Annotated in this window: 24 protein-coding genes; 10 read left to right on the top strand and 14 right to left on the bottom strand. The window is 55.6% G+C overall.

The annotated features are described in order from the left end of the window. Positions 1 to 7: 7 nt before the first annotated feature. From KJS28_RS02215 to KJS28_RS12605, 13 genes are all read right to left on the bottom strand, one after another. Entirely contained in the window at positions 8 to 2407 is a 2400-nt protein-coding gene (locus KJS28_RS02215; RefSeq protein ID WP_213542205.1) for a VirB4-like conjugal transfer ATPase, CD1110 family, read from the bottom strand. A gap of 1 nt (position 2408) precedes the next feature. Further along, on the bottom strand, positions 2409 to 2789 hold the full coding sequence (locus tag KJS28_RS02210) for a PrgI family protein (protein WP_113999279.1): 381 nt from the start codon (positions 2787 to 2789) through the stop codon (positions 2409 to 2411). Continuing rightward, positions 2758 to 3246 (bottom strand): XF1762 family protein, encoded by a 489-nt coding sequence (locus tag KJS28_RS02205; protein ID WP_113999280.1) that lies wholly within the window; start codon positions 3244 to 3246, stop codon positions 2758 to 2760. The genes KJS28_RS02210 and KJS28_RS02205 overlap by 32 nt, the downstream gene beginning before the upstream one ends. Continuing rightward, on the bottom strand, positions 3234 to 3827 hold the full coding sequence (locus KJS28_RS02200; RefSeq protein ID WP_444860187.1) for an MT-A70 family methyltransferase: 594 nt from the start codon (positions 3825 to 3827) through the stop codon (positions 3234 to 3236). The genes KJS28_RS02205 and KJS28_RS02200 overlap by 13 nt, the downstream gene beginning before the upstream one ends. Then, positions 3817 to 4686, bottom strand: coding sequence for a VirB6/TrbL-like conjugal transfer protein, CD1112 family (locus KJS28_RS02195; protein ID WP_005934793.1), 870 nt, complete (start codon positions 4684 to 4686; stop codon positions 3817 to 3819). The genes KJS28_RS02200 and KJS28_RS02195 overlap by 11 nt, the downstream gene beginning before the upstream one ends. Before the next feature lie 39 nt (positions 4687 to 4725). After that, the gene (locus KJS28_RS02190; protein ID WP_005934794.1) at positions 4726 to 4941 is read right to left on the bottom strand and encodes a Maff2 family mobile element protein; all 216 of its coding nucleotides are present in this window, start codon (positions 4939 to 4941) and stop codon (positions 4726 to 4728) included. A gap of 134 nt (positions 4942 to 5075) precedes the next feature. Then, positions 5076 to 6845: a VirD4-like conjugal transfer protein, CD1115 family gene (locus KJS28_RS02185; protein WP_213541559.1), complete on the bottom strand. Its 1770-nt coding sequence runs from the start codon at positions 6843 to 6845 to the stop codon at positions 5076 to 5078. Continuing rightward, positions 6842 to 7333: a PcfB family protein gene (locus tag KJS28_RS02180; protein WP_005934796.1), complete on the bottom strand. Its 492-nt coding sequence runs from the start codon at positions 7331 to 7333 to the stop codon at positions 6842 to 6844. Before KJS28_RS02180 ends, KJS28_RS02185 begins: the two co-directional genes overlap by 4 nt. 130 nt (positions 7334 to 7463) lie before the next feature. Beyond that, complete coding sequence (locus tag KJS28_RS02175; RefSeq protein ID WP_213541558.1) at positions 7464 to 8369, bottom strand: DUF6017 domain-containing protein; 906 nt, start codon at positions 8367 to 8369, stop codon at positions 7464 to 7466. After that, complete coding sequence (locus tag KJS28_RS02170; RefSeq protein ID WP_213541557.1) at positions 8366 to 9127, bottom strand: phage antirepressor KilAC domain-containing protein; 762 nt, start codon at positions 9125 to 9127, stop codon at positions 8366 to 8368. Before KJS28_RS02170 ends, KJS28_RS02175 begins: the two co-directional genes overlap by 4 nt. Further along, complete coding sequence (locus KJS28_RS02165) at positions 9120 to 9368, bottom strand: hypothetical protein (protein ID WP_040650084.1); 249 nt, start codon at positions 9366 to 9368, stop codon at positions 9120 to 9122. Before KJS28_RS02165 ends, KJS28_RS02170 begins: the two co-directional genes overlap by 8 nt. A 126-nt stretch (positions 9369 to 9494) precedes the next feature. After that, complete coding sequence (locus tag KJS28_RS02160; RefSeq protein WP_005934801.1) at positions 9495 to 9803, bottom strand: DUF6050 family protein; 309 nt, start codon at positions 9801 to 9803, stop codon at positions 9495 to 9497. Between the two features lie 93 nt (positions 9804 to 9896). Further along, positions 9897 to 10127 carry a recombinase family protein gene (locus KJS28_RS12605; RefSeq protein WP_213542204.1) on the bottom strand — a complete coding sequence of 77 codons (231 nt, stop codon included), beginning with the start codon at positions 10125 to 10127 and terminating at the stop codon, positions 9897 to 9899. A 190-nt stretch (positions 10128 to 10317) separates the two neighbouring features. On the opposite strand from KJS28_RS12605, the gene KJS28_RS02150 reads away from it, so the two are divergent. From KJS28_RS02150 to KJS28_RS02140, 3 genes are all read left to right on the top strand, one after another. Beyond that, entirely contained in the window at positions 10318 to 10575 is a 258-nt protein-coding gene (locus KJS28_RS02150; protein ID WP_228298419.1) for a hypothetical protein, read from the top strand. Between the two features lie 142 nt (positions 10576 to 10717). Beyond that, positions 10718 to 11266 carry an ABC transporter permease subunit gene (locus KJS28_RS02145; protein WP_213540293.1) on the top strand — a complete coding sequence of 183 codons (549 nt, stop codon included), beginning with the start codon at positions 10718 to 10720 and terminating at the stop codon, positions 11264 to 11266. Positions 11267 to 11270: 4 nt separating this feature from the next. After that, positions 11271 to 12266, top strand: coding sequence for an ABC transporter permease (locus KJS28_RS02140; RefSeq protein ID WP_213541556.1), 996 nt, complete (start codon positions 11271 to 11273; stop codon positions 12264 to 12266). Positions 12267 to 12557: 291 nt separating this feature from the next. Here the strand turns inward: KJS28_RS02140 and KJS28_RS02135 are convergent, their stop codons facing one another. Continuing rightward, a complete protein-coding gene (locus KJS28_RS02135) occupies positions 12558 to 18569 on the bottom strand; it encodes a S8 family serine peptidase (RefSeq protein WP_213541555.1) in 6012 nt (2003 codons plus the stop codon). 253 nt (positions 18570 to 18822) lie between these two features. Between KJS28_RS02135 and KJS28_RS02130 the strand changes: the two genes are divergently transcribed. Genes KJS28_RS02130 through KJS28_RS02100 form a run of 7 tightly spaced genes read left to right on the top strand, consistent with a single transcriptional unit; the run spans position 18823 to position 22637 of the window. Further along, positions 18823 to 19428 carry a TetR/AcrR family transcriptional regulator gene (locus KJS28_RS02130; RefSeq protein WP_213540297.1) on the top strand — a complete coding sequence of 202 codons (606 nt, stop codon included), beginning with the start codon at positions 18823 to 18825 and terminating at the stop codon, positions 19426 to 19428. Next, on the top strand, positions 19425 to 19658 hold the full coding sequence (locus tag KJS28_RS02125; protein WP_213540298.1) for a GNAT family N-acetyltransferase: 234 nt from the start codon (positions 19425 to 19427) through the stop codon (positions 19656 to 19658). Before KJS28_RS02130 ends, KJS28_RS02125 begins: the two co-directional genes overlap by 4 nt. Before the next feature lie 20 nt (positions 19659 to 19678). Beyond that, positions 19679 to 20314: a DUF998 domain-containing protein gene (locus KJS28_RS02120; RefSeq protein ID WP_213540299.1), complete on the top strand. Its 636-nt coding sequence runs from the start codon at positions 19679 to 19681 to the stop codon at positions 20312 to 20314. 6 nt (positions 20315 to 20320) lie between these two features. Next, entirely contained in the window at positions 20321 to 20911 is a 591-nt protein-coding gene (locus tag KJS28_RS02115) for an ATP-dependent Clp protease proteolytic subunit (RefSeq protein WP_213540300.1), read from the top strand. Between the two features lie 11 nt (positions 20912 to 20922). Beyond that, a complete protein-coding gene (locus tag KJS28_RS02110; protein ID WP_213541554.1) occupies positions 20923 to 21549 on the top strand; it encodes a GNAT family N-acetyltransferase in 627 nt (208 codons plus the stop codon). Positions 21550 to 21562: 13 nt separating this feature from the next. Next, a complete protein-coding gene (locus tag KJS28_RS02105) occupies positions 21563 to 21931 on the top strand; it encodes a TfoX/Sxy family protein (RefSeq protein WP_213541553.1) in 369 nt (122 codons plus the stop codon). Next, positions 21897 to 22637 carry an N-acetyltransferase gene (locus KJS28_RS02100; protein WP_213540301.1) on the top strand — a complete coding sequence of 247 codons (741 nt, stop codon included), beginning with the start codon at positions 21897 to 21899 and terminating at the stop codon, positions 22635 to 22637. The genes KJS28_RS02105 and KJS28_RS02100 overlap by 35 nt, the downstream gene beginning before the upstream one ends. Positions 22638 to 22692 lie beyond the last annotated feature (55 nt).

The raw sequence follows: 22692 nt of genomic DNA, 5'->3' as shown, positions 1-22692 counted from the left end.
ATCCTCCTTAGTTCTGTACGGTTTCTTCTAAACGGGTGGTCATGATGCGGTAGAGCTGGGTGTCCTTCGGGAAATCGTCCTTGAAGGGAACGATGGTCGAGCCGTAGAAGATCAGCCCCTCACCGGCATTGGAATTGGTGATGTAGTTCTGCTGGCTGGGCGAGATGTTCAGCGCCTTCGAGAGAATCTGCCGGTCGCCGGACGCCTGATTCAGAAGGTAGACAAAATCCGAGTTTTCAAAAATGTTCTCCACCTCGCGGGAGGCAAGAAGATCCTTGACATTCTGCGTGATTCCGGTCGGGATGCCGCCCCATTTTCTGAAACGCTTCCAGATTTCCACGCTGTACGCGGCGGTCTGTTCCTCTTTCAGCAAAAGGTGGAACTCGTCCATGTAGTAGCGCGTTGCCTTGTGCTGGGCGCGGTTGATGGTAACTCTGTTCCACACCTGATCCTGCACGATCAGCATACCGAGCTTTTTGAGCTGCTTGCCGAGTTCGCGGATGTCATAGCAGACGAAGCGGTTGTTGACATCCACATTCGTTCTGTGATTGAAGACGTTCAGAGAGCCGTGAACATAGATTTCAAGGGCAGTTGCGATGCGCTGTGCCTCCGGCTCCTTCTGATTTCTCAGAATGTTGTAGAGGTCTTCAAGGATCGGCATTTTCTCCGGTTTGGGGTCTGCAAGAAACTCCTGATAGACCATGCGAACACTGCGGTCAATGATGGTCTTCTCAACCGGCTGCAAGCCGTCCTTGCCGCCAACAATCAGCTCACACATGGAGAGGATGAAGTCGGATTTCAGCGTCAGCGGGTTTTCCTCTTCGGAGTAGTTCGTGTTGATGTCCAGCGGATTGATGTAATCCGTGCTGACCGGCGAAATGCGGATGACCTGACCGCCGAGCTTCTGCACGAGGGGAAAATACTCGGCTTCGGGGTCGCAGACGATGATGTCATCCTCCGTGATGAGGAAGGCGTTCGTCATTTCGCGCTTGGCGGAGAAGGACTTACCGGAACCGGGTGTACCCAAGATCAGCCCGTTGGGGTTTTTGAGCTGCTTGCGGTCAACCATGATCATGTTGTTGGACAGCGCGTTCAGCCCGTAGTAGAGAGCTTCGCCGCCCTGAAAAAGCTCCTGCGTGGTGAATGGCACGAAAACCGCCGTGCTGGAAGTGGTCAGTCCGCGTTCGATCTCCACCTGATTGATGCCGATAGGCAGAGAGGACATCAGCCCTTCCTCCTGCTGAAAGTCAAGACGCTTGAGCGCACAGTTATACTTTTGGGCAATGGCGGCGGTCTGGAACACCGCATTTTCGAGCTTCTGGCGATTGGTTGCCGTATTCATGATGAGGATGGTCACAAGAAACAGTCTCTCATTGCGGGTCTGGAGATCCTGCAACAGACGCTTCGCCTCACCGCCAAAGGTGGCGAGATCGGACGGGATGATGTCCATATCGTAGCCGGAGCGGACTGCCTTTTTCTGCTCTTCAATCTTCATCTTGTCGAGGTCGGTGATCTTCGACTTGATGCTCTTGATCGCCTTCGCCTGGTCAATCGTCCGGATATGAAAATTGACCGTGATGTTGCTGTCCATCTCAAGGAAGTCGGCAAGCATACGGTCATTGAGTTCCGGCGCGAGGATTTGCAGGAAGCTCACCGCGCCGATGGTTTTGCCCATCTTGAAGCACTTGCCTTCACGGAAGTCAAAGGAAGTGGGAGCGATGAAGTCCTTGCTGGAAAGTCCTGTCCGGGCAACCATATCGAAGGAAAAGCGGAACGGCTCATTGCTGTCCATATTGAACACATCATGAAGCACTTTCAGCCGTTCGTAGCCGGACAGCGGCTCGGTTCTCACGCCGAGAGTTTTGAAGTTATTGAGAATGTCGGTTTCAATGCGTTCGAGCTTCGGCTTTGCCGTGCGGAGGGAGTCCGCCTCAATGCCGAAGGTGATGTACTTCCTCTTGACCAATCCGTTGTTGCCCTTGGTGAGCTGGCTTTGCAGCATACCGGAATACTCGGAGCGGATGTCGTTGAAGGCGTCCTCCTGTGCCGGAATGTTGATGCGCTTGCGGAACTCATTGAGACTTGCCTTCTGATTGATGAAGGAGAGCTGGACGAAGATCGAGCTGTCGAAGTAGTTCAGAAAGTCGCACCAGTTCTCAAAGATGGCAGTTTTGTCCTCGTTCTGCGCAAGCTGGTAGTTGATGTCCTCAAAGGCGATGGACTTCGTGTAGAGGCGGCTGTTCACCTTGCAAATACCGTCACGGCACATCTCCACATAGGGGATGGTCTGCTGGGCGGACTTGCGGACTTTCTTTGCCTTCCTGTCCTTTTTCTTCTGCACGACGATCCGCTTCTTTTCCTGAGCGGAAAGGGCGTCGCCGTAAACGACGCCGTTTTTGACGGTCATCTTAGGCTTTGCCTTTGCTGTGCTGTTGTTCAAGCTGCAATTCCTCCTGTTCTTTGATTTTCTGCTGAATTTCAGCGTAGAGATTGTTTGTGCGATAGGGACGCACCTTGTCCCGGATAAACATGGACTGTACGATGTGGTACAGATACTTCTCGGCGGGCTGACCGTCCTTCTCATAAAGCGCGAAGAAGATGAACGGGAGCATGATGACCACCATCAGCATTGCCGCCGTAGATAAGTCGAGATGCGCCTTCGCCAGAAAGAAGATCGGGACGCCGACTGCCGCAGCGATGGAAAAACAAACGAGCTGCCGCTTAGTCAGGTTGAACATGACCTTCGTTTTGACGCGGTTAAGATCCTTCGGGACCGGAACAAATGCCATTGACTGTTTCCTCCTTTCCGAGCTGCTTTTCATAGCGCAGCTTCATTTGTGCGGGATATTGATCCTCCTTCGGCTGACGCTTGCCCGTCCAACGAAGCCCACCCGCTTTGCCTTGACAGATCCAGCCGGAAGCCCGAAGGCTTGCACCGTTTTCACTTTCCAGCGTGTAGGTGATGATGCGCTTATAGCCCATAGCCGCAGCAGCTCTTGCCGCCGCGCCGTAGAGAAAGCTGCAAGCGTTCTTTGCGCCATTGGTGCATAGCCTTGTGACCTCCAACGTGAAGCCGTCATCCAGATACCGGCTGACAGGACGCCCGGCGATGATTACGCCGACCAGCTCACCGTCTGCTTCACAGCCGATGGAAAACTTGTGACCGGCAACCGGCTTGTGATGCCGGTGATGCTGCCGGACATACTCGTTGGCGTCACGAAGAGAGATGGGTTTTAGCCGCAGCATGGTGCTTCCTCCATAGGAAGATGCGCCGTGCATTCGACCTCGTTGCCCCAAACATCCCAGCCTTCGGGAGACTGACGGGCAAAAAGCTCTACGCGGGGAAGGTCTCCCATGAGCCGAACAATGCGCTCCCGCGCTTCATCCGGCTTTTTGGAATGCTCTTCGATGTGGCTGAGGATGACCTGACGCACACCGGCGTCAACTCGCTTCGGGTGTCCCTTTGTAGCAAGGATGCAGATTTCGGCGTTTGCCCTTGTCCAGTACCCCATGCCGGTAAAGAGGTCATCGTTCCTGCGGTTTTGCTTCACCCATACAAAAGCCACGGTCTTATAAGAAAAGCCCCATGCCGTCAGCACTTCGAGTGCTTCACAGAGGCACGGGAACGTGATCCAGAGAAACAGGGCGCAGTCCTTCGCGGCAAGCTCACCGACCGGAAGTGCCTTGATGTCCTCAATGCACATTGTCGGGTAGTGGCTTTCTGCCGACCGTCCCTGTCCCTTCTTGGAGTAAGTCCGATACGCCCAAGGGGGATCGGCGTAGATGATGCTGTACTTCTTCATGCTGCCGACCTCCTTAGTGCGCATGGAAAATGGATTTTGCGAGGCTTCCGGTCTTGAACAGCGAGAAGCACAGAATAACCGTGTACGCTGCCACAGAGAACAGAGCCGAATGAATGTTGTCTGCGATGATCATGCCGTTGATCAGCACCGCATAGATGCCGACGCAGACCATGATGAGGAAGCCCTGAAATGCCAGAGCGAACAAGCCTTTCAGATAGTTTGTGCCGATGCTGCCCCATTCGCGGTTGCTCATGGTTGCGATGGGAATAGGCGCAATGCTCACGGTGCAGTAAATCTCAATCATGCGCCCGTAGAGAATGACCGTAATGAGGATCGCCATGATTTTGAGGCACAAGCTGATCAGAAGCGTTTCTATTGACAGACCGAGCAGTTCTCCGACGCCCATGTTCTCCATGCCGGTACGCATCTGCGCAATCGTCGCGTCAATGTCAATGCTGGTGTTGCCGTGGATTACTCCTGCTGCACCGGAAACTACGTTCTGCCCGATGTCGAATACTGCCATCACGATGTCAAAGGTGTGCGTCACGAGATAGATCGCCACAGCCGCCTTGAAAAACCACTTGAAGAACATCCAAGTGTCCATGTCGTGAAGGTTGTTTTTCTCGGTGATCATGGAAATCAGCTCGTAGCACAAAACAAAGGTGATGATGATACCAGCGATGGGGACTATCACGTTTTCGGATAGTCCCCGGATCATCTGGTACACGCCGCCGTTCCAGCCGGACGGAGTTTGACCGACCTCGGCGGCAATCGTTCCTACCTTCTCGTTGACATCGGTGAACATATTGGTCAGGTTGCTCTCGATCCATCCGATCAGCATATCCTTGAGAGCCTGTTCGATCTTTTCTAAAATGCTGCCCAATATTTCACCACCCTTCGGTTAAGCTGGGCTTGCCGTGGATTAGCCGAACAAACCGGAGAGCAGGGGGATAAGGGTCGTGCCGATCAGCACCACACCGCCGCCAGCCATGAGCTGCTTGATGCCCTGAGACTTAGCGCCGGGGTTGTCGTTGCCGTAGCCTTCCATGAGGTTGACAACACCCCACACTGCGAGACCTGCGCCGAGGGCGATAACGAGCGTCTGAAGAACCGTGACAGCCTGATTGATAAAAGCCATAGATTTTCCTCCTTGAATCGATGAAAGTTGAGTGTGTATTTTTGAAAATGGGCATAAAAAAAGAAGCCCCGTCGCTGTTCTGCTTTGGGATGAGCCATCAGGCTTTACCCACTGCGCAGTGCAGCGACGGGGCTTTAATCCGCTTCGACCTCGCCCATATCATAGAGGTCGAATGTGTCATCGGGCTTGACTACCAGCTTGTGCTGCCGGTACTTCTCGATGTCAAAGGCGTTCCGCTTGTTATAGTCGGAGAGCTGCCGGTACTTTGGATGCTTCGTAATGTCGTATTTGTTACTGAGAAAAGGTCTCACGCCTCGAAGCTGCAAAATACACTTAGCTCCGTCCATGACGGCGATCTCATCCTGAGACATCAGTTCCTTGCCGGTTTTCTGATAGTTCAAGCCATAGGAGTTGTTGTTGGAACGGGTTTCTGAGGTGTTGTAAAGGTCGATTGTCTCCTTGCCCAGCACCTCGCTGATTTCCTTGAGGGTCGATTTTTCTTTTCCACCGAGGAAAAGTGTGCAGTCACAGTTGCCCGTGATGGTGTCCGCCGCGTCCTTGTAGATGGTCTTGAGCTGAGACTGGGACTGCAAGATGATTGACGCCGAAATTTCCCGGCTACGGATGGTGGCGATGAGCTTATCAAACTTCGGGATTTGACCGATGTTCGCAAATTCATCCAGCAGACATCGCACATGGACGGGAAGTCGTCCGTTGTAAACGTCATCTGCTTTGTCGCACAAAAGGTTGAAGAGCTGGGAATACATGATTGCCACGACAAAATTGAATGTATCATCGGTATCGGAAATGATGACGAACAGCGCCGTCTTCCGGTCTCCGATGGTGTCCAGCTCCATCTCGTCGTAGCTCATCAGCTCCCGCAGCTCTGCAATGTCGAAGGGCGCAAGCCTTGCACCGCAGGAAATCAAGATCGACTTCGCGGTTTTGCCAGCCGCCAGCTTGTATTTGCGGTATTGCTTGACCGCAAAGTGGTCAGGGTCGCGGGCTTCCAGCTCATCGAACATGACATCCACTGGGTTCTTGAAGGTCTCATCGTCCTCTCTGGCTTCTGAGGCATTGATCATTTCGAGTAGGGTAGTAAAGTTTTTCTCGTGGTCGGGTGCCTCGTACCAGATGTAGCCGATGAGGGCTGTGTAGTAGAGCTTTTCCGCCTTGACCCAGAAATCTTCGCCGGACTTATCGCCATCTCCCTTCGTGTTGACGATGATCGTATTGACCAACTTGAGGATGTCCTTCTCGCTGCGGATGTAGCTAAAAGGGTTGTAGTGCATGGATTTCCGGAAATTGATGGTGTTCAGCGACTTGATGACGTAGCCGCCCTTTTCAAGCATTTTGCCGCACTCCACCAGCACCGTACCCTTCGGGTCAGTCACAACGTAGCTGCTGTGCATCTGCATCAGGTTAGGTTTGACGAAAAAGCGCGTCTTGCCTGAGCCGGAACCGCCGATGACGAGGATGTTTTTGTTGCGGGCGTATTTCGGCTGCTTCGGGCGGCTGTTCATGGTCAGGAACTCCGTCTGCGTCAAGATGACGTTGTTCGAGAACTCCGGGTCCATGTACGGCTTGATGTCCTCTGGCTTGCCCCATCGTGCAGATCCGTATTCTTCGCCCTGCCGGAACTTCTTGCGGTTTTTGCCCTTGACGTAGACCGCCAGCTTGAGCAACACGCCAGCCGACAGACCAACGAGCAGATCGACGGGATGAAAGCTGGGCAGCGGATTTGCAAAGGCAGTGCCGAACACGGCAAAGCCGTTTGTCAGCTTGTCGATGAACTCCGTGCCGGGGGCGAGACGGAACACAGCGGCGATCTTATCCGCAAAGTAGAAGGCAAAGGCATACGGAAGGTTCAGAAGAATGAGCTTCTTCACATCGGGTTTGTTCACAGCTCCACACCCCGATCCTTGGTCTTGACCTTGACTTTCTCCTTATGCTGCGCCTTGCTTTGGGCTTTCTCCTGATCCAGCTTGTGCCGGATGGACGGCTGTTCCTTCTGCTTGACCGTCTTGGCGGAGAACTCTTTGAAGGCGGCGGTCATGACATCAACGTCCCGTCCCTTGAAGAAGACAAGATAGCTGGGCGGCTCTACGGAAACATCCTTCTTGAGCGCAAAGTCCAAACCGTATTTGCTGGCAGTCCGCTCAAAGGACTTGATGTTGCCGTCCGTTACTTCGATGTTGGAGATGGCGGCGTTCTGGCTCATCAGATGCTTGATGGACTGTTTGCCGCGATAGGTTTTGGGCTGCTGCATCTGCTTCTGCGCCTTCTCAATCTCCTGCACGAACTTGTCCAGTGCCTTTTTCAGCACCTCGGCTGAGATTTTGCCGCCCTTGATCATGATTGCAACAACTTTGGTGTTGACTTCATCCTGCATTGCGGCGTTTACCTCCTTTCGTTGGAATGATTATGGGGACTGATGCCGAAGCTAAGGCGGCACAATCCGGCGATAGATGATTTTCATTTACACTGTCCTCCTTTCCGAGCATTGCTCACGATGGTATTCATTAAAGAGTGTCTTCACAAAGGCTATAATCGTAGGTCTTCGGCTTCTTTGACCCTGCCGATCTGTCCTGCCCGTAGAAATCATGGTTGACGAGGGCGGAGTAGTAATTGTCTATCGTCAGAGAGGCGTTATACAGAGCGGTCAACAGGTACGCCCGGATATTACGGATGTCTGACGGGTTCTTGTTCATTGCTTCCAGAACGTACTCTATGTGGCTGCTATTCAGCTTGAGAAAGCGGGACTTAACCACTTGCTGCGGCATATCCTCGCCATTGATGCGGATGGTCGGCGCAGTGGAACAGACGGCATCCAGCATGATGTCCATGATCTCCCGGAAGCGGTCTTTATCGAACTTCGGATCCTGACAGAGAATGTCGTAATCAAGATTCTCTTTGATAATCTCTTCATACTCGCTTCGCTCATCCATCCTGTCCATCCCATCAAGATTGATGGATTGATAGTTCTTTGAGAGAGTATTTCTTTCTTGGGTAATTACTTGATCAGTATTTATTTGTGCGGACTTATCCCCGTGTGGATTATCCACATCTGGCTTCTCCACACATGGATTTCCCGTGTGTGGCATTTCCCGTTCTGGCGTTGACTCCTGCGGCTCTTCGTATATCTCAAAGATTGTGCTGCTCATCCTGCCTTTACCGTCTCTCTGCCGGTGCCGGACAAGGTAGCCGTGCTTTTCAAGCTCACGGAGCGCGGAGAGAATGGCATCCGGACCTTCCTTGCAGATTGCAGAAAGTCCCTTGGTTGAGAACTTCCAGCCATCATTGAACGAGAGCATCTTTGAGAGAAGACCGACTGCCTTGAGTGACAGGCTCTTGTCTCGAAGGTGGAAGTTCGCCATGACCGTATAGCCACGATTCTTGTTTACGCGATAGACTGCCACGAAAATCACCTTGCCATCTTGGGAAGCAGCTCTTCGGCACACTTTTTCTGGAACTTCATTCGGATGACCTCCTTGCCCTTCGGCGTGAAGTAGGTCTGAGAACCGGTGTAGCAGTACGTCACAAAATCGCGGACGATGAACAGTCCGGCGTTGCTGTCCTTGTTGTAGGGAAGAAGCTGACCGGAGGGAGATCGGAACAGGTACTTCTCTCTGAGAAGGAACTGGACGAACTTGCGCTCCGGGATTTTCAGTTCCTTCGCCGTCGTTCGGATATTGGTGCAGTCATCCGGATTGATGAAGGCGTCGTAGTAATCGGCTTTGGGCTTCGCCGTGTTCAGCTCACACTCAAGAGCCTTCACACGATTCTTTTCCAGAATCAACGCCTGAGCAAACTCCACAATGACCGCAGGTTCCTTCTGAATGCGTTCCAGAAGGGAGTCCGTCATGTAGCCGCCGGTCTTGCGAATGGTAGGAATGACCTCATCAAATACCCACAGTTCAAACTTTTCAGCCGCAGGAAGTTTGCTGCGAATAATTAGCCGATAAACGTCTCCTTCCGGGATGAAGTTGATACTCTGAACTTTCCCGCTGATAGGGGTAGAACGTTTCGTTATAGCCCTGCAATGGTCGTTGACCGCCTTGTTCGGGTTGGTGTAACCGAGTGCCTTTGCAACATCTGCTGCACAGAACAGAACTTTTTCTCCTTCGAGGATCGTTCTTACCTCACCAAACTGTTCATTCTTGAAGATTTCGATTTTGTTATCCATGACTGGCTTCCTTTCCGGCATCAGATGTGCCACTTTGATTTTTGAGGGTTGAAACGGGATTGCAGCAGTAGGGACACTCCGCAAACACGCAGGACTGATATTTCCAGAAGGGACGATGAAAGCGGCAGCTTCGGCACTCAGGGAGAATGCCATCCACACCGCTGTCATAATGCTCAAAGCCGGGTGTGGTCTGCATCAGCAATTCCAGTGCTTGCAGATCACCGGCTGTCATGCGTTTCATGCTTAAAAACTCCTTTCTTTCGCCGCATCGCCAGCAAATATTGCGGCTTTTGGGCAACAAAAAAAGAGGGTTTGCTTCTTACTCCAAATTGGAGAAGAAACAAACCCTCTTCGTTTACGATGTAGTTCAGATGATTTCTCGGATGGTATGAATGACACCGAGCAGCAGCCCGATGAAGAAGGCAAGTCCTCCGATAAGACCGCCTATGATTAAGTTCAATGCGAAGATGCCGACTGAGCCGGAGATACCGTAGCCGCTGGGAACGAGCCAGAGGCACATCCTCCGGATGCCGAATGGCAAGCCGACGCAGATCCACATAAGGAAGTAGTCACATACGCCGTCAGGCATATAGATCGGCTTGAGAAATGACGCGAGGCAGAACGCAAGCGCGATTGGAAGCAGAACCTCCTTCAAGAAGACTTTGATAGCACCCACTATATCCTCCTTCTGCCGGAAGTGTGCAGCAGCACCCTCCGGCTTGCTTGATTATTGTGAAAGTCCTTTGTTTTCGGTCAAAAAAAGAAGGGACTAAGCCAGAATGCCTTGATTTTCAAGGTCTTTCTGATTTAGTCCTATTATCGCACAATAATCCTTGACGATGAGTGTTTCCACCTGACCGTTTTCCATCAGTTCCATGACCTGCTGCCAGCCTGGGCGATTGAAGTTCGTTCCAGAGTAACCGTCGTCATACAGGAAGAGGGTGTTGGTGAATCCTTTCTCAGCTGCATACTTCTCGAGCAGAAGTTTTTGAGACGAGATTTGTCAAGGGTATTCTCTTCTCGAAAATACAATTTCAAAATCATTATATGAATGAGTCAGTCCTCTTCCGGGTCTGACTCTTTTTTCTTAAAGACTTATACAGTCTTAGTTTCGATTGCAGGACCCTTTTCCCCACTTAATACTTTAAGCGGTATTATGGCCTTGCAAGAAAGAAATGAGGTGAACAATTATGAGCATTACAAATGCGGCGAGAAGATTTGAACAGAGATTTGACGCAAAAAGCGGAGCGCTTTATTTGGCATCATCCGCTACTTGGCTTCATCTCCATCTTTGTTGGAATGCCCTTACTGGTTTTGGCGTGTGTCTGTATCAGTACGATCGTTATCGCCTTTCCTATGGCATGGCTTTTGGGTTGGTTGTAATCTTTATTTCATCTTTAAACGCACAAAAGATGACTAATGCCATTTTTAGAGGAAAGGTTTTATGATATTGGGGACAGCAAAAAAAGGAGGATGAATCTTATGCAAATGCTAATTGCACTCATAGGTGTATGTGCGGCAGCAATGCTGCTGTGGTATGTCTATATTTTAATGAAGGGAGATGATCAGGCATGAGCACCATGATTCAGTATGATCGGCATCATCAACCAGGACTCCCAGGCCGGCTGGCTGCCCACCATCGGCAACCAGAAGTATCTGCTGGCCATTCTGGTGGTAGCCGTGATGACGGGTCTGATGTACATTTATCTGAACTACAGCAAGCAGGGCTATGAGATCGCCGTGGTGGGCGAGAGCCGCCGCACCGCCAGCTATGCCGGTATCAAGGTGGACCGGGTCATTATCCGGACCATGGCCCTGTCCGGCGCACTGTGCGGCCTCATCGGTCTGCTGCTGACCTCCAGCACCGACCACACCATGACCACCACCATCGTGGACGGCCGCGGCTTCACCGCCGTTATGGTGTCCTGGATGGCGAAATTCAACCCCATTATCATGATCTTCGTGTCCCTGCTGCTGGTGGTCCTCAGCCGCGGCGCCAGCGAGATCTCCACGGCCTTCGGCCTGAACCGCTCCTTCTCCGATATCCTGACGGGCATCATCCTGTTCTTCATCATCGGCTGCGAGTTCTTCATCAACTACAAGGTCCAGTTCCGTTCTTCCGGAAAGAAGGAGGCGTGAGAAAATGAATTTTGATATTGTATCCTTCATCCCCCGCGCGGTCATGCAGGGTATCCCCCTGCTGTACGGCAGCACCGGCGAGATCCTCACCGAGAAGTCCGGCAATCTGAACCTGGGTATCCCCGGCATCATGTATGTGGGCGGTATCTGCGGCGTCATCGGCGCGTTCTTCTATGAGCAGGCCGTGCCCGCCGACCAGATGAGCGGCTTTCTGGCCATTCTGATCCCCATGCTGTGCTCCCTGCTGGGCTCTCTGCTGATGGGCCTGCTGTACTGCTTCCTGACGGTGACCCTGCGGGCCAACCAGAACGTTACCGGTCTGACCATGACCACCTTCGGCGTGGGCATCGGCAACTTCTTCGGCGGCTCCCTGATCAAGCTCACCGGCAGTGAGGTCCCCTCCATTGCCCTGTCCGCCACCAGCGGCTATTTTGCCAAGTCCCTGCCCTTTGCCAAGAGTCTGGGCTGGTTCGGCCAGATCTTCCTGTCCTATGGCTTCCTGGCGTATCTGGCCATTATCCTGGCCCTGCTGTCCTCCTATTTCCTGAAGCACACCCGCCCCGGCCTGCACCTGCGCTCCGTGGGTGAAAGCGCCTCCACCGCCGACGCCGCCGGCATCAACGTCACCCGGTATAAGTACCTGGCCACCTGCGTGGGCAGCATGATCGCCGGTCTCGGCGGCCTGTACTACGTGATGGACTACGCCAGCGGCGTGTGGTCCAACAACGCCTTCGGCGACCGCGGCTGGCTGGCCATCGCCCTGGTGATCTTCACCATCTGGCGTCCCAATGTCAGTGTCCTGGCCTCCATCCTGTTCGGCGGCCTGTACATCCTGTATCTGTACATCCCCACCGGCAGCCAGATGGCCGTGAAGGAGCTGTACAAGATGCTGCCGTATGTGGTCACCGTGGTGGTGCTGGTGATCTCCAGCCTGCGCAACAACATGGAAAAGCAGCCGCCTGCAAGTCTGGGCCTCAGCTACTTCCGAGAGGAACGGTAAGCTGCCGGTTCCTGAGTCGGCTCCCCTGCTGCTTTTCCCCCGCGGCGCAGCCGCGTCCCAAGCGTTTTGCCCAGCAAAACCTTGCCGCAGGGCGGATTCACTCCGCCCGTGTCCGCAGCGCTTTGATGGAGCCGCTCCCCAGCGGAGAATGTCCCATTAAGGATTTTTGACAAGCCAAGGCCGGCAGGTCATTGACCTGCCGGCCTTGGCTTGTTTCGTTTCCCGGCTCTCCGGCGCACATGTGCCGGAGAGCCTTTTATAACAGCCTGTGCAGAAGCACTTCCGGTCTGTTTATTCGCCCATGAGCTTCCGCCGCTTCAGCAGGAGCATCACAGCGCCTGCGGCAGCCGCCATCATCGCGCCGCTCAGCAGGAAGATGGGGAACCCGTCGCCGGTCTGGACACTGTTTTCGATCCAGCGGGCCGTCAGGGTCGTGTCACCCTTGACGCTGTACACGCTGGAGGCGTCGTAGCGGTTGCCGTCCTTGTCGTACCAGCCGCCGAAGGTATAGCCCTCCCGGGTGGGTACGGGCAGGGTGCCCACAGCCTGACCGTATACCACCGCCAGAGCAGAGGGCTCCACCTTGCCGCCATTGGCGTTCAGGGTAATGGTGAAGGTGCTGTCCTCCTGACCCCAGCGGGCGGTGAGGGTCACACCATCGGCTGTGCTGTAGACGGTGGAAGCATCATAGCGGCTGCCCACCTCGTCGAACCAGCCCAGGAACACATAGCCCTCCCGGGTAGGTGTGGGCAGGGCGCCCACGGCCTGGCCGAAGGTCACCTGGACCAGGGCCACGTCGGTGACGCCGCCGTTGGCGTCCAGGGTGATCTCGTAGATATTGGCGGTCCAGCGGGCAGTGAGGGTGGCGTCTCCGGCGATGGCATATATGGTGTCCTCGGTGTACTGCGCACCGTTTTCGTCATACCAGCCGTCGAAGGTATAGCCCTCACGGACGGGCACAGGCAGCTGGCCCACAGCTATGCCGTACTGGACGCTGACGGAGTCGGGCTTCACCATGCCGCCGTTGGCGTCCAGAGTCACGGTATAGCCCTGACCAGGCAATACCTCCACCACGCAGTAGGCGGTGACGCTGGTGTTGATATCGGTGGACACCTTGATGTAAGCGTAGCCGGGCTTGTGGGCGGTGACAACGCCGTTTTCATCCACGGTGGCTACCTCGGGGTTGAAGGAGGTCCAGGTCAGCGCGGCGTCCTCCGCCCGGGTGGGGGTAGGAGTCAGCGTCGCGTTCAGCGCCAGAGTCTCCAGGGGATGCAGGGTGGCCCGGGTATCATCCAGGCGCAGGGTATTGGCCTGCACCGGCAGGCAGACCACGGCGAAGTTCACATGATACTGCCCGTCCTTGGTGGTGGCGGTCAGATAGCTGACGCCGGGCTCCGAGGGGGTGTAATAGGCAACGTTCTTGCGGGTGCCGTTAACGTTGACGTCCTCGGCGGTCTCCAGCTTGCCGCCGCCCTCCGTCACCGTCCAGTTGAAGGGACCGTAGGTGCTGTCGGGACGGTCATAGGTGACGCCGGAGAGGGCACCCGCCGGATTACCGGCCTTCTCCGTGCCGTCTGCCCGGATCACCACCGTGGTGGAGGAGCCGTAGGGGGCGGACACGACGATATCGCCGGTGGTACGGTCATAGGTATAGCCATTGTACATGGCGTTTTCCGTCAGCTCATACTCATAGCCGTAATCATAGCGGTAAACCACATGGATGGACTCCGGCAGGGCATAGCCCTCGGTGTTCACCAATCTGCCGCGCCAGGGCTCGCTGCCGGAGAGGACAAAGTCCGGGCCGTCCAGCACCAGGCCGGTGGCGGCGGTGGTGGGATTGTCGCTGCCGCCGGAAACATACCCCTGGGCCGTGTACAGCTTCACATCGGAGAAGGAGTGGGTCTGGCGGTACCGGGCGATGAGGCTGGCGGTCTCACCGGCGGTGACGTAATAGGTCTGCTCGTTGTAGTAGGCGTCGGACTGCAGGTCCTCCTGGTCGGAGGTCTGATAGACGTCCTCCCAGTCAAAGGTCATGGTCCGGGTAACACCGTTGATGGTGACGTCCAGATGGCCGGTTCCGGAGGGGATCTTGTCCGCGGAGGCCTGATAGTTCAGGTCGATAAGGCCCTCCAGCGCGTCGCTGCTGTTCTGGGAGACGCTGACCAGGCCCGCCCAGTCCTCGTCGTCCTCATATACCAGCCACTGATTCTGATAGATCTCCACATCGGCGGGCTGCAGGTCCACCACCCGGACGGTGATGGCGCCGTTGGGCTTCAGGCCGGAGAAGTGGTCCATGGACAGCTTGAAGTCCTTCACCTCCGTGGAGGATGCCTCCACCGCTATGACGCACAGGGCGGAGTAGGTGCCGTTGGACACGGTGATGATGGCCTGGCCGGGAGCCACAGCCACCACATGACCGAACTCATCCACCGTGGCCACCTCGGGGTTGCTGGAGGTGCGGGTGATGGGCGCCGTGGAGCCGGTGTTGTTGTTCACGCTGAGGTCAAAGCTCTGGCCGGGGTGCAGGCGGGCGGATGTCTGGGACAGGGTCAGGCCCTGGGAGGCGTCCACCTTGATGGCATAGGTGCGGTCATTGGCCGCATAGTCGCCGCAGGAGAGATACACGTTGCCGGTCCAGTTGTAGCTGCCGCGATACTCCGTCACATCTGCGGTGAAGGTGAAGGTGTGGGTATCGGCGTCATAAATGCTCTGGGAATACAGGGGATTCAGCAGATCGATGTTGTACTCGGTGATTTCCCGGCCGGTGGAGTCGGTATAGGTCCGGCTCACCTGGGCGTGGACCGCCACGGAGGCCAGGGAGCCGTCCTCGTCATAGACGGTGCCCTGCATATAGGTGCGGCCATCCTTCTGATAGAAGGTCACGGCGTTGTTCTCCAGCTTGGGGGCCTGGGTGTCCACCAGCACGTCGAAGGAGAGCACGTCGCCGGTCTTGTCCATTTTGTGGCCGTTGAAGGTGGGCTCCTTGCCGTCCACGAAGGACTCGAAGTCCGTCACCGGGCGGCCCAGCTCCTCATTGTCCACGGTGTCGCCGTAGTCACCCTCGCCATAGGCGGTAATGGTGTAAACGCACTGGGTGCCGTTGGGCAGGACGTCGCCGTTCAGGTCCGTTCCATCCCAGGCATCCGTGAAGTAGTAAAGGGACATGGGCAGGACCACGCCGTAGCCGGCCTGATAGACGCTGCGGGGCACATAGGTGTTGAAGGTGCGGAAATAGAGCTCGTTGGTGTTCTTGTTCCGGACCTCGGTGACAAAGAGCTTGGCATCCCGCAGCTGATAGAGCTCAAGGTCGTCAATGGCGTCGAAATAGCCGCTGCCGTCCGGGGAGATGGCAAAGTTCTCCTGGTGGAAAACTGTCTGCTTGCTCTCGGCGGCAATGTCGGTATCAAAGATGTTCTGGCCCAGGTTCAGGAAGTTCACCACTTCCCCGGCGCTGCGGATGGTACTGCCCACCACGTTGACGCCCAGGGTACAGTCGTTGTTCATCACGTTTTCGCCGTCCTGGGGCTCGTCGAACCAGTTGGCGCGGTCCAGGATGGGGGCAGAGGTCCAGTCGCCCAGGAAGGCCAGCAGGGGCATGCCGATCTGAGGCGCGGAGCCGTCGGCGGCGGTGAGGATCACAAAGCCCTCCACATAGCTGCCGTTGGGGAACAGGTCGCGGATGGCGGCGATGTCGGAAGCGGTGAGGGAAACGGTCCGGCTGACCTGTGTGCCGCCGGCGGGCACGCTGACGCTGCCCAGATCCACCTCACGGATCAGCACATCGCTGGCAAGGACCATGGTCTTGCCGTCCTGCTCTGCGGTATCCGGCCGCAGAAGCACGGCCTTCATGCTGTAGCTCAGGGCGTCGCTGCCCAGGTTCTCCACCCGGAAGTCCAGATCATAGCTGCCGCTCCAGCCGGGATCGTCGCCCAGCTCCAGCTTGCCCACCAGCTTGCCGTCCACATCGATGTAGGCAGGGGTGGAAATGGCCGCGGCTGCGTTCACAAGGCCGGCGCCCTGGCGGCGGGGAGAGACGTATACGCCGTTCTCCTGCTGGGGCACGGCGGTGCTCACCAGCAGATGGTTGGTCAGGTCGGCGCTGGCGGCGGCGTCCTGCTGGGGATGCTGGGACTTGACATACTGCTCCACCAGCGCGGCCAGGCCCGCCATATGGGGCGTCGCCATGGAGGTGCCGCTCATCAGACTGTAGGACCCGGTATAGTCATCGTACTTCCCGGCGCCCTCCACATAGCTGCTGTCCATCACGGTGGACCAGATGTTGCCGCCGGGGGCGGTGATCTCGGGCTTCAGCTCCAGTCCGGAGCCGCTGCCCCAGGAGGTGAAGGAGGACATCTGGCCGCCCTCCTCCCAGTCGGACAGCTGGTCCTGCTGGTGAACGGTGATGCGGACCTCCTGCCCGGCGTTCAGCGCATCGATCATGGCCGCGCCGTCCACGCCGGAAATAAAGGCGGAGGTCAGCGAGGTGTTGTCCGTGTTCATGTTGATAAGCGTGGTGGCGGCGGGGTCGCTGTCATAAACCAGCACAGCCAGCACGCCGTAGCTCTCGCCCATGTAGTTGGTGCCGGAGAAGCTGCTGGCATTGTTGATCTTGTCGGCGAAGGAGAGGGTGCTGCCGTCTGCGCTGCCGCGCTTGACCAGGGCAATACCCGTCTTGCCGCCGTTGTAGCCGTTGCTGAATCCGGCGTTGTAGTAGTCCATGTAGGTGCCGTAGCCCGCGTCATACACAACGAAGCTCTGGCTCTCGGGGAACTTCCCCTTCATGGCCACTTCGTTGGGGTCGGAGAAGGGCACGGTATGGCTCTGGCCCTGGGCGTCGGTCCAGCTCAGCACACTCTGCATGTTGATGGTGCTGTTGATGGAGGCCACCGCCAGGTTGGAGGGGTAGACGGCGGGAGAGGACATCATGGAGATATCCGGGTCCTCCGCCAGGTTCAGGCCGCCCCGCTCATTGCCCTGGGCGGGGGAGTTTTCGCTGTTGCCGGCGGCGGTCATCAGGATGACGCCGGCCTGCTCCAGCCGGGCATAAACGCCGTGGATGGCGGTGTCGTCATAGGCAAAGCCGTTGTCGGAGCCCAGAGACAGGTTCACGGCGTCGGCGCCCAGGGTCATGGCGTCCTCCAGGGCGTTGAGAATGGCGCTTTCCGTGGCGCCGGAGTTGCCGCCGTCGGCAAAGACCTTCATCATCATCAGCTGGGCATCGGGGGCTACGCCGGAAAAGAGGACCTCGCCCTCCTGGCTCTGGACAAAGCCCGCCACGGTGCCGGAGACGTGGGTGCCGTGGTTGCTGCCGCTGTTGCGGACGTTGACGTCGCCGCTGATGATCTCGCCGGTATAGGGGTCGGCGTCTCCGGCGTAGTCAAAGGCGAAGGGGACCTTGCGGGTCTTGTACATGGCCTCGTTGGAGGCGGGGCTCAGCCTATTGGCATTGAGCTGGCGGCCGTTCAGGAAGGCCAGCAGGGACTCCTTGGTATAGCGCAGGTCGCTGTTGCTGAGCTGGGAGTAGAAGGAGTCGTCCCGGAAGGCCTCGTGGACCCGGCGCAGACCGGTGACGTTGGCGCCCTCCTCATCGCTCCACCAGCTGGAATACTCCATGTCCAGGCCGGAATCCACCACGGCCACCAGCATTCCCTTGCCGGTGTAGCCCTTGTTCCAGACCTCCTGCAGGTGGACCATGTCATAGCTGTAGCCTGCCACACCGGCATTGGTGGCCGGAGAGGTGGGCTGACTGTAAACATGCTGCACATGGGCGGACTTCACACCCTTCAGATTGCGGATGGTATCCAGCATGCCATAGGGGGCGCGGACGGCCATGCCGTTAAAGAGCACCGTCCACTGCTCCATCAGCTCAGGGGCACAGGCAGTGCAGGTGCCCTCCGCCTGGAGAGCGGCGGGCTGGGCCGCCTGGATCTCGGCAAAGACCTTTTTCTGATCCCGGCGAATGGCGGCATCCTGTTTCTCCGCGCGGCCGCCGGCAAGATAGGCGGCGATCTCCGCACCGGCAGAGCTGGTGGAAGCCGTTTTCTTCGCGGCAAAGCCCTCCAGCACGGGAGCGCGCTCCAGCTCCACGAGGATGGTCACCATATCATCGGGCTGATGCCCGGTGGGCTGGGTGGTTTCCGCCGCAGAGCCGTTCTCCGCCATGGCGTCCAGCCGGGGGGTGCCGCTGACCTCCTCCGCCTTCACCACGGTCCCGTCGGGGGCGGCGGCTTCGGCGGCCAGAGCCGTGGGCACCAGGCCCAGCAGCATGACCAGCGTCAGTAGCAGTGCGATCACTCGTTTCATGTTATACATTCCTCCCTTGTGTTGAACTCCCATGTGCTGCATTCTTTATAGGACAATGAATGTTCTATGATCATGGGATGACCGTCGTTACTATAGCATTTTACCGCGGCGGTGTCAAGCTATGCCGGGTGGAACTTCCGGGTTTTCTCCATTGAAACAGGAGAATAACATGCTGCTTGACAAATCACGTCCCACAAGATATAATAACACTGCGTTATATATAACGCAGTGTTATTATACAAGGATGGTGCTTATGCCGGCAGTCAGAAAAGTTTCAAAGGAACAGATCATCGACGCTGCGGTGGAGGTATTGCGTGACGACGGTTTTTCTGCCATCAACGCCCGCAGCGTCGCCAAAAAACTGGGCTGCTCCACGCAGCCGATCTACTTTTCATTCAAGAACATGGACGAACTGAAGGCCGCGCTGACGCAGCGTGCGATCGAACTGCACACACAGCGCGTGCGGGATTCTCTGTGCGCCCACGAGGGGAGCGACAGCCGCTACAGCAGCTACGGCATGGGCTTCGTCAAATTCGCTGCCGAGGAAAAGCAGCTGTTCCGCTGGCTCTATCTGGAGGGCGAACAGCCAGGGGCATATCAAAGCGATGTTCTGATGCAGGAGGTCATCGGCGTGATCGTCGATGAATTCGGATATGCGGAGGACGTCGCACGCCGCTTTCATCAGGATATGATCTACTTTACCTACGGACTGGCGATTCTCGCCAATACGGATCATCTGCACCTGACGGAGACAGAGCTGCGTGAGGCGTTCCGCCGGGAGTTCCGCGCGCTGATTGCCATTTATGGAAAGCCCGCAAAGCTGCCTGAATTTGCTGTGAAAGCCGGTGTTGCTTTATGAATCTGAAGGTATCCTTTTCGTGGATCGGGCTTGTGATCTTTGCGCTGCCCATGCGGCACATCTCACCGTGTCGATTCAATCCTTTTGCTGACATTTGCAAAGCGCAAGCAAAACATCGAGATTTTGATCAGGTGACACTGGATGTCTGGACATTCAATGAGTCGGCGCAGAAATTCTATGCGGCAGCAGGCTTTCAGCCCTATCGGTGCTTTTGGGAAAGCCAAACTTGATAAGCACAGGGAGCGATAAAATGAAGCGATCTTTGACTCAAAAATTAGGGCTGCTGGGCGTTGTCAGCTTTCTTTCGTACACGGCGGCGGTCGTGTTTGCGCCGCTGACCTATCCCGGCTATAACTGGATGGCACAGGCTGTCAGCGACCTGAGTGCCGCCAATGCGCCATCGCTGGCACTCTGGAATCAGCTGAGCGCCCTTTACAATGCGTGCGAGGTCGTTTGCGCGACCGTCGTCTGTATCGGCATCCAAGGACAGAAAACCAAGCTGCTCCGTTCGGGCATTTATCTGTTCGCCATCATGGAGTGGATCTCGGCGGTCGGGTATCGGATGTTCCCGCTCAGTAGCAGCGGCTATGCCGGGGCCTTTCAGGATGTGATGCACATGGTCACAACCGCTTTGGTGGTGCTGCTGTCCATCGTATCACTGACCATGATCATCGTCGCAGGAGCCAAGAGCAAAAACTGTCGTTCTTATGGTGTCTGCGCCGCTGTCGCATTGGCCATGATGCTTGTGGGCGCAATGGGTATGAAAATCGTCCCTGCCGAGTATTTCGGCGTGGTCGAGCGTTTCAGCGTGTTTGCTGCAACAGGCTTCAATGCGGCGCTTGGCATTCACCTGTTTTGTATGAAACCAAAAGAAATCAAGGAGTAAACATATATGAGCATCATTCCCTATGTGATCGAACAAACCAGTCGCGGCGAACGTAGCTACGACATTTTTTCCCGGCTCCTCTCCGACCGAATTGTTTTTCTCGGTGAGGAAGTAACGGACGCATCCGCCAGTTCCATCGTCGAGCAGATGCTGTTTCTGGAAGCACAAGACCCAGACAAGGATATTCAGTTCTACATCAACAGCCCCGGAGGCTCGGTCACGGCCGGGTTTGCGATTTACGACACCATGCAGTATCTCAAGTGCGACGTGTCCACCATCTGCATCGGTCTGGCCGCGAGCTTCGGCGCTTTCCTGTTAGCAGGCGGCGCAAAGGGCAAGCGGATCGCACTGCCGAATGCGGAAAACATGATCCACCAGCCGCTGATCGCTGGGAACGGCGTACACGGCCCGGTCACGGATATTCAGATCGTGACCGAACAAATGCAGAAAACCAAACAGCGGCTGACCCGCATTCTTTCCGAGAATACGGGAAAAACCTTTGCACAGGTTGCCGCCGATACGGAGCGCGACAACTACATGTCGGCGCAGGAAGCCCTTGCTTACGGGCTGATCGACAAAATTATTGACAAGAGATAAGGAGAAACGCCATGTCAGAAAAGAAGATCACCATTCGTTTGGAAACCAAAGATGACTATCGCAATGTTGAAAACCTGACCCGCGAGGCCTTTTGGAATGTCTACCGCCCCGGCTGCATGGAGTACTATGTGCTGCACTGCTATCGGGATGACCCGGCATTTGTGCCGGAGCTGGACTTCGTCATGGAGCTGGACGGCGAGCTGATCGGGCAGGTCATCTACGTGTGGTCGGAAATCGACTGCGATGACGGAAGAAAGGTGCCGATCATGACCTTCGGCCCCATCGGCATTGCGCCCGCATACAAGCGGCAGGGCTACGGAAAGAAGCTGCTGGACTATTCCATGGAAAAAGCCAAGGAAATGGGTGCAGGAGCACTTGCCATCACCGGCAATATTGACTTTTACGGCAAGTCCGGCTTTGTGCCTGCCAAAATAAAGGGTATCCGCTATGCCGACGACCCTGAAGCGGATTATTTTCTCATCAAGGAGCTGACGCCCGGTTTTTTGGACGGTATCTCCGGCACCTACAAAGACCCAGTGGGATATTTTGTCTGTGAGAAAGACCCGGAGGGCTTTGAACGATTTGAAGCGACTTTTCCGAAGAAGGAAAAGCGGAAGCTGACGGGGCAACTGTTCTGAACAGGAGGAAAAAATGGCATCCGGTAAAGAGTATCTTCATTTCATTCTGGAACAGCTATCCGATCTGGACGATATTTCTTACCGTCCTATGATGGGAGAATTTATCCTCTATTACCGAGGTAAAATCGTCGGTGGAATCTATGATGATCGACTGCTTGTAAAGAAAACAAGATCCGCTCTGGAACTTATGCCTGCGGCAATCTGTGAGCTCCCGTATGAGGGAGCGAAAGAAATGCTGCTGGTGGATGAAGTTGATAGCAAAGTGTTTCTTACAGAGCTCTTTGAGGCAATGTTCGATGAATTGCCATCGCCAAAACGAAAGAACAACGGCATTGGAGGAATAACCGATGAACTATATTCGGATCACAAAAGAAAATATTGACAAGGAACATATCTGCTGCGCCATGTCCGGTAAGCAGAGCGTCGCAAAAAAAGAATGGCTGCGGCAGCGCTTTGATGATGGACTTGTTTTCTATCGCAGCGAAGAACGCGGTAAATGCTTTATCGAATACATTCCGGCTGAAAACGCATGGGTGCCTATTGAGGCAGACGGCTATCTCTACATTGACTGTCTCTGGGTATCCGGTTCCATGAAGGGACACGGATACTCAAATGATCTGCTGGAGGCGTGCATCCGTGATGCCAAGGCGCAGGGGAAGAAAGGTATTTGCATTCTGTGCGCGGAGGGCAGGAAGCGGGAATTTCTTGCTGACCCGAAATTCCTTGCCTACAAAGGGTTCCGTGTGGCAGACATATCCGACTGCGGGATCAATCTCATGTACCTTTCCATTGAACCGACTGCACAGATGCCGAAGTTCCGGGAATGCGCGAAGCATCCGGCGATTGAAGATAACGGTTTTGTTCTGTATTACACCGATCAGTGTCCCTACACCTATTATTGGGTACCAAGGGTGCAGGAGGTGGCGAAGGAACATGGTATCCCGTTCAAGGCCATCCATATCACTGACAAAGAATCTGCACAGAATGTACCCGCACCGGTCACGACCTATGCCCTGTTCCGGGACGGTCAGTTTCTGACACAGAGTATTCAGTCGGATAAAAAATTCCTGGCGCTGGCGGGCTTGTAAAACTGATTGTAGCGAAATGCAAGCATGCGATGCCGTCGAAAAAGATAGCAGGAGG

The sequence above is a fragment of the Vescimonas coprocola genome, assembly GCF_018408575.1.
Taxonomy (GTDB): Bacteria; Bacillota; Clostridia; order Oscillospirales; family Oscillospiraceae; genus Vescimonas; species Vescimonas coprocola.
Note: the sequence above shows the minus strand (reverse complement) of the source record. Positions and strands in the feature narration are given on the sequence as shown.